Source organism: Bacteroides cutis (assembly GCF_900241005.1).
Lineage (GTDB): Bacteria > Bacteroidota > Bacteroidia > Bacteroidales > Bacteroidaceae > Bacteroides > Bacteroides cutis.
Window position 1 is genome coordinate 464,851 of the sequence record NZ_OEST01000001.1, and the last position, 15,898, is coordinate 480,748.

At 39.7% G+C, this 15,898-nt stretch carries 7 protein-coding genes; 5 read left to right on the plus strand and 2 right to left on the minus strand.

What is annotated here, in order from left to right; all coding sequences use genetic code 11:
- Positions 1–5: 5 nt before the first annotated feature.
- Positions 6–2,843, minus strand: coding sequence for a leucine--tRNA ligase (gene leuS / locus C1A09_RS01855; RefSeq protein ID WP_101542033.1), 2,838 nt, complete (start codon positions 2,841–2,843; stop codon positions 6–8).
- Positions 2,844–3,459: 616 nt separating this feature from the next.
- On the opposite strand from leuS, the gene C1A09_RS01860 reads away from it, so the two are divergent.
- Positions 3,460–4,338: a DMT family transporter gene (locus C1A09_RS01860; protein ID WP_101542034.1), complete on the plus strand. Its 879-nt coding sequence runs from the start codon at positions 3,460–3,462 to the stop codon at positions 4,336–4,338.
- A 244-nt stretch (positions 4,339–4,582) separates the two neighbouring features.
- On the opposite strand, the gene C1A09_RS01865 is transcribed toward C1A09_RS01860, so the two are convergent.
- Positions 4,583–5,008, minus strand: coding sequence for a DUF3836 domain-containing protein (locus C1A09_RS01865; RefSeq protein ID WP_101542035.1), 426 nt, complete (start codon positions 5,006–5,008; stop codon positions 4,583–4,585).
- Between the two features lie 326 nt (positions 5,009–5,334).
- Here C1A09_RS01865 and C1A09_RS01870 point away from each other — a divergent pair, with 326 nt between their 5' ends.
- The 4 genes from C1A09_RS01870 to C1A09_RS01885 all read left to right on the plus strand — a co-directional run bounded on the left by C1A09_RS01870 (position 5,335) and on the right by C1A09_RS01885 (position 15,895).
- Complete coding sequence (locus tag C1A09_RS01870) at positions 5,335–9,393, plus strand: hybrid sensor histidine kinase/response regulator transcription factor (protein WP_101542036.1); 4,059 nt, start codon at positions 5,335–5,337, stop codon at positions 9,391–9,393.
- Between the two features lie 45 nt (positions 9,394–9,438).
- Positions 9,439–11,205: a DUF4091 domain-containing protein gene (locus tag C1A09_RS01875; RefSeq protein ID WP_101542423.1), complete on the plus strand. Its 1,767-nt coding sequence runs from the start codon at positions 9,439–9,441 to the stop codon at positions 11,203–11,205.
- A gap of 264 nt (positions 11,206–11,469) precedes the next feature.
- Positions 11,470–12,714 carry a glycoside hydrolase family 88 protein gene (locus C1A09_RS01880; protein WP_101542037.1) on the plus strand — a complete coding sequence of 415 codons (1,245 nt, stop codon included), beginning with the start codon at positions 11,470–11,472 and terminating at the stop codon, positions 12,712–12,714.
- A gap of 16 nt (positions 12,715–12,730) precedes the next feature.
- The gene (locus C1A09_RS01885; RefSeq protein WP_233519842.1) at positions 12,731–15,895 is read left to right on the plus strand and encodes a SusC/RagA family TonB-linked outer membrane protein; all 3,165 of its coding nucleotides are present in this window, start codon (positions 12,731–12,733) and stop codon (positions 15,893–15,895) included.
- The last annotated feature ends 3 nt before the right edge of the window (positions 15,896–15,898 follow it).

Genomic DNA, 15,898 nt, shown 5'->3' on the forward strand with positions numbered 1-15,898 from the left:
ATCTGTTATTTGATAACGATGTTTACAATCTTTTTCGGTACGACGATTATTTTGACAATGGTTTTACCTTCCATCCACTTGGCAGAACGTTCATCAGCTAATACGGCAGTTTGAATGACGTCTGATGCGGCATCTGCAGGGAATTCCATATTGAAACGCGCTTTTCCATTGAAGGAAACAGTATAATTCACTGTATTTTCCAGCAGATACTCTTCGTTGTATACAGGCCACTTGGCGTCGCACACCGAGCCTTCATTACCCAATGTTTCCCATAATTCTTCGCATACATGTGGAGCAAAGGGAGCGAGGGTAATAATAAGTTGGTTCAAGATTTCTTTCTTACTGCATTTCAATGAGAACAATTCATTGACACAAATCATGAAAGCACTGATACTTGTGTTATAAGAGAATTGTTCAATATCTCCTGTAACTTTCTTAATGAGTTTATGCAGGGTTTTCAGTTCTTCTTTAGTGGCCGGTTCATCCGTTACCAGATAGTTGTCGTTACGGTCGTAGAACAGTGACCAGAACTTCTTGATGAAACGGTGTACACCGTCGATACCGTTCGTATCCCAGGGTTTTGATTGTTCTACCGGACCCAGGAACATTTCGTACATACGAAGTGTGTCGGCACCATATTTTTCTACGATCATATCGGGATTGACCACATTGAACATAGATTTACTCATCTTTTCGACTGCCCAACCACAGATATATTTGCCATCTTCCAAGATAAACTCAGCCGTGGCGTATTCTGGTCTCCATGCTTTGAATGCTTCGACATCCAGAATATCATTGGATACGATATTTACATCCACATGGAGTGGGGTAGTGTCATAATTGTCTTTCAGGTTCAGAGAAACAAACGTATTGGTATCTTTGATGCGGTATACAAAATTACTTCGTCCCTGAATCATACCTTGATTTACTAATTTCTGGAATGGTTCTTCAACCGCAGAAATACCGAGATCATGCAGGAATTTATTCCAGAAACGGGAATAAATCAAGTGCCCTGTGGCATGTTCCGTACCACCTACATAGAGATCTACATTACGCCAGTATTCATCTGCTTTTTTACTTACCAGTGCAGAATGATTGCGTGGATCCATATATCGCAGGTAGTAAGCGCTTGAACCTGCAAATCCGGGCATTGTATTCAATTCTAATGGAAATACGGTGATATTATCAATTTTCTCGTTGCCGGCCACACATTTGTTTGCAGTATCCCAAGCCCATTTAGTGGCATGTCCCAATGGAGGTTCGCCCGTTTCGGTAGGCAAGAATTTAGCGACTTCGGGAAGTTCCAATGGAAGACAGCTTTCATCAATCATATAAGGCATACCTTCCTTGTAGTAAACCGGGAAAGGTTCACCCCAATAGCGTTGACGTGAGAAGATAGCGTCGCGCAGGCGGAAATTTACTTTTACACGTCCCAGGTTATGTTCTTTCACATATTTCTTGGTAGCGGCAATGGCTTCTTTGATAGTAAGTCCGTTCAGGTTTAAATCACAATATGGTTCCACACCTGCTTTCGGAGAATTGCAAACGATACCTTCTTTAGCGTCGAAACTTTCTTCACTTACATCACAGCCCTCTACCAACGGTACAATAGGTAAACCGAAATGTTTGGCGAAAGCATAGTCACGGCTATCGTGTGCAGGTACAGCCATGATGGCACCTGTTCCATATCCGGCAAGTACATAGTCACTGATCCAGATGGGTACCGCTTCACCCGTAAAAGGATTGATGGCATAACTTCCCGAGAATACACCCGTCACGCTGCGGTCGGCAATACGTTCGCGTTCCGTACGCTTCTTGGTACGTTCCAGATAAGCGTCTACTTCAGCTTTTTGTGTTTCGGTAGTCAGTTGTGCCACCAATTCGCTTTCGGGAGCCAATACCATGAAAGTTACACCGAACATGGTATCTGCACGCGTGGTGAAAATGGTAAATTCCAGTTCGCTGTCCTTTACTTTGAATTGTACTTCGGCACCTTCGCTGCGACCTATCCAGTTCTTTTGGGTTTCCTTCAGCGACTCGGTCCAGTCGATGGTTTCCAATCCGTCCAGCAAGCGTTGGGCGTATGCAGATACACGAAGGCACCATTGACGCATCTTTTTTTGAACTACCGGAAAGCCGCCACGCTCTGATACACCGTCTACTACCTCATCATTGGCAAGTACGGTTCCTAATTGCGGGCACCAGTTAACCATTGTTTCGCCCAGATAAGCGATGCGGTAATTCATCAATACTTCTTGCTGTTCTTTTTCGCTCATTGCATTCCATTCTTCGGCAGTGAAGTGCAGTTCCTCGCTACATGCAGCATTCAATCCTTCGTTGCCATATTTTGGAAATGCCTCTATTAATTCTTCAATGGGACGTGCCTGTTTTTTGTCATTACAGTAATAGCTGTTGAACATTTTTTGGAAAGCCCATTGTGTCCAATGATAATATTCCGGGTCACAAGTACGGATTTCACGGCTCCAATCGAAAGAGAAGCCTATTTTGTCCAATTGTTCGCGATAGCGGTTGATATTGTTGACGGTAGTAATTGCAGGGTGTTGTCCGGTTTGTATGGCGTATTGTTCTGCCGGTAGTCCGTATGCATCATATCCCATAGGATTTAATACATTGAAACCTTGCAGGCGTTTGTAGCGTGCATAAATGTCCGAAGCGATATATCCTAATGGATGACCTACATGCAAACCTGCACCACTGGGGTAAGGAAACATGTTCAATACATAATATTTCTGTTTTGTTTCATCTTCCGTTACTTGGTAGGTTTTATTTTCTACCCATTGTTTCTGCCATTTCTTTTCAATCTCCCTGAAATTGTATTCCATAATGGTATTTATTAGTATATTGTTGAAAACTTTGTTGGTTATATGGTTAAAACCGGTTAATAACGGTGCAAAGTTAACTGTTTATTTTCAGATTTGTAGCTAAGTAACTTAAAAAACAATGGCAAATGCTTGATAATTCGCTTTATGTTACTTATATTTGTGATGTGCTTTTAAAACTAATTTTTTGTTTGTAATACAAATAATAGCTGAATTAATTCAATAGGATTTATAAAAAAGATTTTTAGGATATAGTAAGGGATAAAGTCTGTGAAGATTTTATCCCTTATGTTTTTGCACTTATTCCCGTTGATATTCAAGAGGGCTTTGGAATCTGGATATGCCATATATCCCACACATCAATCCAGTATCTTTGTCTGTTTATACTTTAGGGTTTGTCCTGCTGAAACCTTATATTTGTTACCTGTTCACTGCAGTGAACAGATCGAGTCACTAATATGAACATGTCTATTCACTGTAATGAACAGATATGTTCACTATTGTTGTTCGGTAACCAATATGAAAGATGAATAAAAGAAATATAAGGGATAAACGGAAGAAACATAGGAGGTGGAAAAAGGGAAAGTGTTATCTTTGCACGCAACTTATCAGTAGTGTAATGAGCGTAACGAAAAACTATACTTATCATCTTATAGCCATTCTTGTAATAGCTGTCTGGGGATTGACATTTATTTCAACGAAAGTATTGATAGAATTCGGCCTTTCTCCGCAAGAAATATTTCTGCTTCGTTTTCTCATTGCTTATCTGGGTATCTGGTTTATTTCTCCCCGCAAGTTGTTTGCCAATAATTGGAAAGATGAGTTTTGGTTACTTTTAGGAGGTATAACAGGTGGTTCACTCTATTTTTTTACAGAAAATACAGCGCTGGAAATCACATTGGCTACCAATGTGGCATTCATTGTCTGTACGGCTCCTTTGCTCACTACTATTCTTTCTTTGGTTATTTATAAAAAAGAAAAGGCAACTCGCGGACTGATAGGTGGTTCGATATTGGCATTGGTCGGAGTGGCACTGGTAGTTTATAACGGCCATTTTGTATTGAAGATTTCTCCGTTGGGTGATTTCCTGACACTACTTGCCGCCCTCTCATGGGCTTTTTATAGTTTGATAATGAAAAAGATGTGTGGGCGTTATCGCACTACTTTCATTACTCGTAAGATCTTTTTCTATGGTGTATTAACTATTCTTCCCGCATTTTTGGTTCATCCCTGGCAGTTTCCTCTTTCCGGATTGTGGCAACCGGCTGTGTTGTTCAACCTTCTTTTCTTAAGCGTTCTGGCTTCTTTGATCTGTTTTGTTGTATGGAATATCGTTTTAAAGCAATTGGGTACTGTGAGGGCTTCCAATTATATCTATCTGAATCCTCTTTTTACTTTGGTAGGTTCTGCTGTGTTTTTAGGTGAACAGTTAACGATAGTAGCACTTATCGGAGTTGTATTTATTTTAGGGGGGGTATATTGGGCAGGAAAGAGATAGATATCTCCTTATGTATCCTTTGTATTTTATGAATGACTATCCTGAATACTCCAAGCAGGAGGAGTAGTAATGATTGCAGATGATGAAAAGAAAATACGGTTATCGGGTAGAATGATCTACTGATAACCGTATTTTGTGTAAACTTAAAAGAAAATTAATTGTTAGAGTATTACGGTTCTATCTGTTTGTCGATAGGATGTTGTCCTGATAAGTGATGACATTGCGATAGAATTATTGATTATCTTTATTTTGTGCTTGCCAGCATCAGAACGGCATTCGTATCATTCAGTTCATAAACTGTTTTCTGTTTGTTATCATCGTAGGTACTGCTTTTAGAGTTCCAAGAGGCATAATTCAGTTCAACTTCATTATCACTGTATATTACATTCAGTTTGAAATAAGGAGTCCAGGCTTCTTTTGAATTGTCCCACTTGGATGCTTCCTTACTTATTATGCGGTTTTCATTGTCGTAGGTATATGTGTAGCGCAAGTGGCGGAACAGATAACCATCTTCATTGCGAAAAATTGTCTTAGCGGTTATCAGACCGTTTGTTACTTCTTCGTTTTTTACATAGTTGGTAGGATTACTTGCACTTGCTGAGAAGTTCATTACACTAGCCATTACCACTGCTACTATTACCACTGCCTTAAGAATTACATTTGTTTTCATAATCGTTATTTTTTTATTGTTATTACTTTTTGTTTTTAAGGAGATTGTTTTCTTGTAACCGCCTTCGCCTATATAGAGTCAATTGTTGTGCCAAAGTGATAATGTGTTGATTATCAGTGATTGTTTAAGATTGTGCTGTGTTCGTTTTCGGACAATTGTCCGTATGGAAGCGGACATGATTGGAAAAAATTGTTTAAATGAAAGCAATGCCCTACTAAATCTTTTCCGGGAGTATTAGGAAATTTTTTCCTAATATTATAAAAGGAGTGTCCTATTGTATAGAAAGAGGAAAGTATTATCTTTGTGCACACTCTAAAATTATATTTATGGCTAAAACCAAATGCTATTTGCTATTTTTTTTATCCGTATTTTTGAGTATTCATTCATATGGGCAGTATTTTAAGACATTGGATATAAATGACGGACTATCCAATCTTTCAGTATTGTCCATTTGTCAGGATACGTTAGGGCGTATGTGGTTTGGTACTAATGAGGGAGTGAATGTATATGACGGTAACCAGATATTGAAATATAAATATTATGATGTAGTAGATAGTAATCGGCAAAAGAACAAAAAATTCATTAATGGTACCATTGGTTCCATGGTATGTGATGCATCAGGAGATGTGTTCATTAAAAATGACGGCATTCTGATGAAATATGACATGGAACAAGATTTCTTCAAAGAACTGTATCATGTAGGGTCGGGGACAATGAAGGTGTGGAATGGAGATTTATGGTTTACTGTTGCAGACAGTCTTTTCAGATATGACAATAAGAAAGATTTCTCTTACTTTCATAAAAAATTTGATGTACCGGTCATTGTATGTATGGAACGTGAAGAAGAGAAACTTTGGCTGGGAACGACGAAAGGACTTTATATAGCGGAAAAAGAAAATGTACGGTGTGTGATTCCTGAAATAGAAATATCCGATGTGTTTTTGAGTAGTCGAGGTGAGTTATGGATTGCTTCCCGAACTAACGGTTTATACAAGAGGGGTAGAGACGAAATCATCAAGAAGGAAATAAATTCGCCTACTCGTGTGATAAGTAATCAAATACGGGAGTTTATAGAGGATAATAGGCAGAATATTTGGTTTGGTACTTTCGATGGACTTCAGGTGTATAATCCTTATACTGATACCTATTCTGCTTATTTTCCTGATTATCGTCCCGGAAGTTTGAGGCATAAATCTGTATTTTCACTTTATAAAGACAGGCAAGGAACGCTCTGGATAGGAACCTATTATGGTGGAGTGAACTATTTCAATCAAGAAGAAGATATCTTTAAATATTATTCTTACGATAAAAGCAATGATTATTGTCTGAATTTTCCTTTGGTAGGACAGATGGTAGAAGATAAAAATCATAATCTGTGGATTGCTACGGATGGTGGAGGAATTAACTGTTTGGATCGGAAACAAGGTACATTTACTTATTATACTGCCAGAGAAGACGGACGTTCGATCTTGCATAACAATGTAAAAGCCATTGCTTATGATAAACTGAGAAATCGTATTTATGTAGGAACTTATACGGGAGGTTTGAGTTCTTATGATATATCCACTCATACATTTCATAATTATCTTGATGCTTATAAACGTACCGATATAGGTCCTAATCATATTATATTAAGTCTCAAATGTCAGGGGGATTATCTGTATGTAATGGCACATAACGGGTTCTGGCGTCTAAATCTTGTTACGGATCAATTTGAATTGATAACCGACGAACGTTTTTTTCATTTGTTTGAGGTGGACTCACATGGTTATGTATGGTTTGGTGATGACTGGGGAGTATTTAGACTTGCATTGGATAAATCCAAGGAAATAGAACCGATGCAGATGAAAAAGTCGGGAAGTCCCCGGGCAAAGATAACGAGAATACTGGAAGTTACAGATGGAACTATTTACGTATCAACCTTGGGTGACGGTGTATATTCATATAATTATGCCAACAATGAATGGAAGCACTATAACAGCGAAAACAGTAAATTACTGAGTGATTTTTGTTACAATATAGTAGAAACCTCTATGAATCATGTCCTGATAACAAATGACGAAGGTTTCTCCATTTATTCGCCTTTCAATCGTTTTGTCTATTCGGTAGAATTCGGTCATAAAGGTTTGGTTTCAGGTGTGGCTAATAATTGTGGTCTTTATGTAAGCGAAGACAATTTGATTTATATAGGAGGTGTAAACGGATTGATGTCTTTCAAAGAAAGTGATTTATATAAGCCGGGTAATAGAAACTGGGAATTTTATTTCTCCAATCTTATCATTAACAATGTCAAAGTTTATCCAGGTGACGAGCATTGTGTATTGGAAAAATCACTTCCTTTTGTCAATCATATTGATTTGGAGTCCGAACAGAATAATTTGGTTGTAGATTTTTCCAATTCCAATTATGTAGAGACAGATGCAAATACCGGTTATGAATATAAGTTGGAAAATTTCGACAAGCGATGGCTTGTTACCAAGCAAGCCCGTGTTGCCTATACGAATCTTGCTCCGGGTAGTTACATATTGAAAGTACGTGAAGTGGGTAGTAGTAATCAATACGAAGATTTTGTCCCCAAAGAAATTTCTCTCAGCATCAAGATACATCAGCCCTGGTATTTTACGGGATGGGCTTTTGGAGGGTATATACTGTTTCTTGGCAGTTTGTCGGTTGTAGGATGGCGTACACATCGGACAAGACAGCAGCTTGCTTTATCCCTTAAAAAAGAGAAAGACGAAAAAGAGCGGATGGGCGAGATTAATCGTACTAAACTTCGTTTCTTTACCAATATATCTCATGAATTCCGTACTCCGTTGACACTCATCATCGGACAGATTGAGATCATGCTGTATATGGAAAAAATATCACCTTCCATACAAAGACAATTACGGCGTGTATACAGAAATGCTGTCAATCTGCGTTTTTTGGTAGGTGAGTTACTTGATTTCAGAAAACAGGAACAAGGATTTGTGAAACTGAAAGTGGGATGCATGGACTTTATTTATTTTGTGAAAGATATTTATTCACAATTTATAGAGATTGCCCGGAAGAAGAATATAACCTATACTTTTGAGCATATTGAAACTGAAGTAGAAGTATGGTTCGATCCTATACAAATGCAGAAAGTTGTTTTTAACTTGCTTTCCAATGCTTTTAAATATACGCCCGAAGGGAAGCAGATCAAAGTAACCATTAAACGACTGTCGGAAGAAGTGGAACTTTCTGTTGCCGATACCGGTTGTGGCATGCCCGAAAAGGTATTGGACAAGATATTTGACAGATTTTTCCAGATTAATGAAACTTCCAAGGAAGGAATGCAGGGAAGTGGTATCGGACTTGCTTTGGCAAAGAGTATCGTAGATTCACATAAAGGTACTGTCAGTGTGGATAGTAAGGAAAATGAGGGAAGTATATTCAAGGTACGTTTGAAATTGGGTAATAATCACTTTACACATGAAGAACTTGAACATGAAAAGATTGTGATGTCCCGGAGTGAATGGAACGGCTCGTTCATTGATCCTACTTTGTTTGACAAGGAGGATATTTTAACTGTAGACAATCCTATGGAGGGGGATGAAAAGCCGAGTATCTTACTTGTCGAGGATGATGAAGATGTGCTTGAAATGTTGAACTCTTTGTTTTCTTCCGCTTATACGGTATATAAGGCAAACGATGGTCAAAAGGGTTTTGAAATGGCACAACAACTGCATCCCGACTTGGTGGTGAGCGATGTAATGATGCCTGTGATGTCGGGTAAGGAACTTTGCTATAAAATAAAAAATTGTTTGGAACTTGCTTATACACCCGTAATATTGTTGACTGCACAAGCTTCGGTAGATTATACGATAGAGGGATATATGTTCGGTGCAGACGATTATATCACGAAACCGTTCAATGTGAAGTTGTTGTTGGCACGCTGCAACAATCTTTTGAAGAACAAACGGTTATTGTTGAATAGTATAAATTCTTCTGTGCCTGTTTCGCAGGTATCCGCTTCTACGACTGATGTTTCTTTTGTAACTATTGCCGGAAACGAAGGTTTGACTGAAGATAACAAGAATCTATTGGATAAAGCTATCGGAATAATAAAAGAAAATCTGGACAATCCGGACTTTGATATGAATATGTTGGCCGATGGATTGAATATGAGCCGTAGTAAAATGTTTGTTGTTCTCAAAGGGATTACAGGACTTACTCCCAATGAGCTTACTTTGAAATTGAAGATGGAAGAAGCTTTGCGTCGGCTTAAAAAACATTCGGAATTCAATATATCCGAAATATCCTATCAATTGGGATTTTCCAATCCACGATATTTCAGCAAATGTTTTAAAGATTTCTACGGGATTACTCCACAGGGATATCGGAAAGAATTACAAAACAAATGAACCCTTATTACTAAATCATATTTAATAACGTAAAGTATCATGATTATGAGAAAAATTTTATTCATTTATTTTTTGTATATACCATTGTTAGTGATAAATGCACAAACACAAAAAATGTTTTCAGAAGAGTATGAAGAATTGGATGACCCTGCACTGACCGATCAGGCAGTTTGGAACAAGCAGACGGATGGTCTTCATTTTGCTTGGGGGACTACTGACATGAGGTATGCCAAGAAAGATGTGCCGGTTCGTATAGAAAAATCCGGTACAATGAAACTTTCAGGCTGGAAAGGAGAAAAACTGAATGCACAATTTGTAATGTGGAGTAAAGAGAAACAGGATAATATTACCTTTGTAATGTCTGATTTGGAAGGAAAGAAGGGAACTGTTATTCCGGCACGGTGTATCTCTGCCGGTTTCGTGAGGTATGTCATGACCGATGAACTGAATAAGGATGGAAAAGGAGGATGTGGGCATCGTCCGGATAGAACCCTGTTCGATTCTTTATTGGTAGCGGACGCGATAGATGTGGCTACCCGTTTTGATTTGAAAGAACAAAATACCTGTCCGGTATGGGTTACCGTAAAGGTTCCCCAAGAGGTAATTGCCGGACTTTATAAAGGTGCGATAGAAATTTTACGCAACGGAAAGAAAGCGGGTATGCTGTCGCTTCAAGTAAACGTTGTGGACCGTACACTACCTAAACCTTCAGACTGGAAGTTTTACTTGGATTTATGGCAGAATCCTTATGCGGTATCCCGATATTATCGGACAGGTGAATGGACGAAGGAGCATTTTGACGCGATGCGTCCTTTTATGCAGACGTTGGCGGATGCGGGACAAAAGGTGATTACCGCTACTATCATGCATCGGGCATGGGGTGGACAAACTTATGATGAATTCAGATCAATGGTGACTTGGATCAAGAGGTATGATGGAACATGGGAGTTCAAGTACGATGTATTTGATGCTTGGGTGGAATTCATGATGTCGTTGGGCATTGACAAACATATTAATTGTTATTCGATGATTCCTTGGAGTATGGAATTCCGATATTTTGATCAGAAAACTGACAAAATGCAAGTACTTAAGACAAAACCGGGTGAAAAAGAGTATGATGAAGTATGGATGGCCATGTTGACAAGTTTCTCTAAACATCTAAGGGAAAAAGGATGGTTTGAGAAGACTTGTATTGCCATGGACGAACGCCCGCTTGATACTATGAAAAAAGTGATGGCGCTGATACGTAAGGCCGACAAGGATTTTAAGATTTCGTTTGCCGGTGTTTACCATGCTGAGATAGAACCTGAGATTTTCAACTATTGCATTGCTCCCGACCAACTTTTCCCATGGGAAAGAATTGAGAAACGTAATGCCGAAGGTAAAGTGACTACCTATTATACTTGTTGTACGGAACCCAAACCCAATACTTTTACTTTTTCGGCTCCTGCGGAAGCTACCTGGATAGGTTTCTATGCGGCACGTCTGCATATGGACGGTTATCTGCGTTGGGCCTATAACAGCTGGGTAGAGCAACCGTTACAAGATTCCCGTTTCAGAACTTGGGCTGCCGGAGACACTTATCTGGTATATCCGGGTTGCCGTTCTTCCATACGTTTTGAAAGATTGATTGAAGGTATACAGCAATGCGAAAAGATTTTTATACTGAAAGAAGAGTATAAGAAGGCAGGTAAGGTACAAGCTATTCGGAAATTGGACAAGCAATTGGAAATGTTTGATATTGAACAATTGAAACAAGGTGCCAGTCCTGAAGAAATGATAGAGAAAATGAAAAAGACTCTGAATCGATAAGAGTGAAAAGATAACAGGTTGTGTAAAAGCCCGGACTTACGAAAGTCCGGGCTTTTTTTGTTCTGCGATAGAAAACATAGGCAAGTATGATATGTAACTATTGTCCAAACGGGCGTAATTATTGTCCAAATGGATGATAATTATATATTTCATTGTTGTGTAATAGAAGTTTTATTATACGAAAGTATCTTAATTCGTGCCGAGAACGAATTAGTAATAAGGTACTTAAATTAGAAATGTTAAACCTTTTAAGATGAAAAGGAAATGAAAACAACAAAATGCTTTGTATTTTTAATCTTATGTACTTTTCTCCTCTCCGGTTGTATCGACAGTGGAAAGAAAAGTAATAAAGGTTTTGTGGCACAAGGATTCGGGAGAGCGGAGCAACAACTGGCAGCCCAGATTAAAGCCGTTCCGGATTCAACGCGTTTTCCGCGTACTATCAGTAAAGATGGAAAACGTGTTGTGACACATCGCAATGACTGGACGGAGGGATTTTATCCTGGATGCTTGTGGTATATTTATGAGTATACCGGAAAAGAAAACTGGAAAAAAGCAGCTGTCAAATGGACAGAAACACTTGAACCATTGAAGAAATTGACTACTCATCATGACATAGGTTTTCTGATGTATTGTAGCTTTGGAAATGCCTATCGATTGACAGGCGACGAAAGGTATAAAGATATTCTAGTGGAATCTGCCCGTTCACTGTGTACTCGTTTTAACGAAAAGACGGGTTGTATAGAATCTTGGAACTACAGAAAATCCTGGAACGGTAAAGATGAATGGTATTTTCCAGTTATCATAGACAATATGATGAATCTTGAATTGCTTTATTTCGCAACTAAGGTGACAGGTGATTCTACTTTTTACAATATAGCTAATAAACATGCCGAAACTACAGCTAAGAATCATTTCCGGAAGGATTATGGCAGCTATCATGTGGTAAATTATGATGAAAATACAGGAGCTGTATTACACCGTGCCACTTGTCAGGGATTTTCTGACAATTCCACATGGGCACGTGGGCAAGCTTGGGCCATTTATGGTTACACTATGGCTTATCGTGAAACGAAACGTAAGGATTTCCTCGACATGGCTATACGCACAGCAGATTTTTGGCTGAACCATTCCGATATGCCTGAGGACGGTATTCCTTATTGGGATTTCAATGCCGGACAGAAAGGTTATGTAGCTGATTGGAATTATGATCCGAAGCAATTTAAAGTAATGCCAAGAGACGCTTCGGCAGCTGCCATTGCCGCTTCGGCATTTTTGGAACTGAGTGGTTACGTATCTGAAAGTGACAAGTATCTGCAGGCAGCGGAGCATATCTTACAATCGCTTTCTTCACCCGCTTATCTGGCTACTCCGGGCACTAACTGCAATTTTATCTTGATGCATTGTGTAGGAAGTATTCCTCACGGTTCGGAGATAGATGTGCCTTTGATATATGCCGACTATTATTATTTAGAAGCTTTAATGAGATATGATAATTTGTATAACTAACTTAAATTTAAAATTAATGAGAAACTTACTTCTTCCGATGAAGATACCTCAAAAACAGATATGGTTGTTGGCGGCATCTTTATCATTCGGACAAATGGCGTTTTCTTCCGGAAATTATGCATCAGAAGTTACTGTTGCAAATGCAATCGTGCAACAAAGTAACAAGACAGTTTCAGGAACGGTGACTGATGCTTATGGACCGGTGATCGGTGCCAGTGTCATTGTAAAAGGAACTGCTCAAGGCGTAATTACCGATTTGAATGGTAAATTCAAACTACAAGTCCCTGTGGGAGCTACGATTGTGATATCTTATGTAGGATATGTGGATAAAGAAATAAAATACAAAGGAGAGAGTACTCTGAAGATAGAACTTGACGAGAATGTACAAGAGTTACAGGAGGTGCAGGTGGTGGCCTATGGTGTCACCAAGAAGGTATCTGTGACGGGTGCCATCTCCTCTTTGGGAACAGAAGAATTACTGAAGACACCTGCCGGAAGTATTTCCAATGCATTGACCGGTAAGATGCCTGGTTTGAGTACGGTGCAAGGTACCGGACAACCGGGCGTGGACGATCCCAGGATATTTGTGCGTGGTGTGGGATCATTGACTGAAGGTTTGTCGGAACCCTTGATCCTGGTAGATGGTGTAGAACGTTCATTCAGCCAGCTCGACCCTAATGAAATCGAGGATATATCTATTTTGAAGGATGCTTCTTCGACAGCTGTATTCGGTGTACGTGGTGCAAATGGTGTAATTATCGTAACCACCAAACGTGGTAAGGCAGGAAAGCCGAAGATTAATTTCTCTACTTCTTTTGCTTTACAGATGCCTACTGGTCTGCCTGAGTTTGCCAATAGTTATGAATATGCCACTGCTTATAACAATGCACAGCTTCGTGATGGAAAGACCCAGGATGAATTGGCTTTTACCCCCGAAGCCATCGAGGCCTATCGTACACACAGTAATCCGTTGATTTATACCGATACTGACTGGGTAGACTTGATGATTAAGAATTCGGCCTTACAGACACAGCATAATTTTTCTATATCCGGTGGTACGGAAAGAGCCCGTTACTTTGTTTCATTAGGTGCATTTACACAAGATGGTCTGTTTGAGTCGTTCGAAGACGAATATGACAGTAATTTCCGTTACAATCGTTACAACTATCGTGTCAACCTGGATTTGGACTTGACTAATTCTACATTGATGAGTATCAATTTGGGTGGACGTGTCAACGACCGTCGTGCACCCAACTATGAAGGAGGCAGTAATATAGGTTACTTGTTCCGTGACATTTATCGTACTGCTCCTTTTACCGGAGCAGGTATCGTGGATGGTAAATGGATATGGACAGATCCCGACCAAGTAGGTATGGGAAATATTAGAGATGGCCTTTATCCGGTGTATGGACGTGGTTATAATACAGCAGCAGGTAATGTATTGAATTTTGACTTCACACTGGAACAGAAGTTGGATTTCATTACTAAAGGTTTGAAAGTTCATGCCAAAGCATCTTATAACAGTAGTATCACACTGTACAAATTGCGTACTGGGAGTTATCCGCACTATGAACCTATTGTAAATCCCGATGGTACGGTAAATATTACTAAGGTAGGGGAAAAACAAAATTTAGGTTACAGTGAAAGTACTTCGAAAGCGAGAGACTGGTATATGGAGTTTGCCCTGAATTATAAACGTGATTTTGGTGCCCATCATGTATCGGCACTTGCCATGTACAACCAACGTATGCAATACTATCCCAAAGGCCCATCTGCTTTCACAGGAATTCCCCGAAGCTATGTAGGTTTGGTAGGACGTATAACCTATGACTGGAATACACGTTATCTGGCAGAGGTAAACATGGGTTATAACGGTTCTGAGAACTTTGCTCCGGGTAAACGATTCGGTTTGTTTCCAGCTTTCTCCGTCGGTTGGATTTTGACCGAAGAGAAGTTCATGCAACCGTTGAAACCTTGGCTCAGTTACCTGAAGTTCCGTGTTTCCTATGGTGTGGTAGGTAACGACCGTGTAAGAGATGACTCACGTTTTCTTTATTTGCCCGACTCTTATACAGCGAAGACCGGAGGTTATTTCTTCGGAAACCAGACTTCAGTCTCTTTCCCGGGAGCGGCGGAAGCTAAAATAGGTAATCCGAATGTGACTTGGGAAACAGCTGCCAAGCAAAACTACGGTATCGACGCTTATTTCTTCGACAGTAAGTTGAAAGCTAACTTTGATTATTTCATAGAGCATCGTAAGGATATTCTTACCAGCCGTCAGGTACTTCCTTATTATCTAGCTGCCAATTTGCCTATTGCTAACATCGGTAAGGTGGACAACAAGGGTTTTGAACTTGCCTTAAATTGGCGTGACCAGATAAGAGATTTCGGTTATAATATCGGCTTTAACGTGGCTTATGCCAAAAATGAGATTGTCTTTAATGATGAAGTCAATAAACCGTACGACTATATGCGACGCACAGGTAAACCGGTTTCGCAGAACTTCGGTTATAAATATGACGGATTTTTTTCTGAAGAAGATGCCGAACGCTATGCAGAGGTAAAAGGACAAGAAGGTGGTATTCCTGATCATGGTTCGGGGTTTGTACCTAAACCCGGTGATGTGAAATATAAGGATATGAACGGTGACCACGTGATTGACCAGAACGACGAGACTGCCATTGGTTATCCCACTTATCCACAACTTACAGGTGGTTTCAATTTGGGGTTTTCCTACAAGGGCTTCGACTTCAGCATGACTTGGGCAGGAGCAACTAAAGTTTCGCGTATGTTGGACGACGTTTTCCGTCTCCCCTTCGGTGAAACTGATTCACGTGCATTGATGAAATATATGGTGACTGATGCATGGACTCCCGAAAAGGGTAATTCGGCAAAGGCTCCTGCCATTTCTTTTACAAGCAAATCCAATAACTACCTGAATTCCGATCTCTGGCTTCGAGATGCTTCCTACTTGCGTTTAAAGAATGTGGAATTAGGTTATAATTTCCCTCAATATATCACGAAAAAAATCGGTGTAGGCAATCTGAGGGTATATGCCAGCGGCTATAACTTACTGACGTTTGACAAACTGGGTATTATCGACCCCGAGGCTTCTCCTACCGATACTTCCATGTATCCTAACGTGATGGTGATAAATTTGGGTCTGAAAGTAGGTTTCTAATAT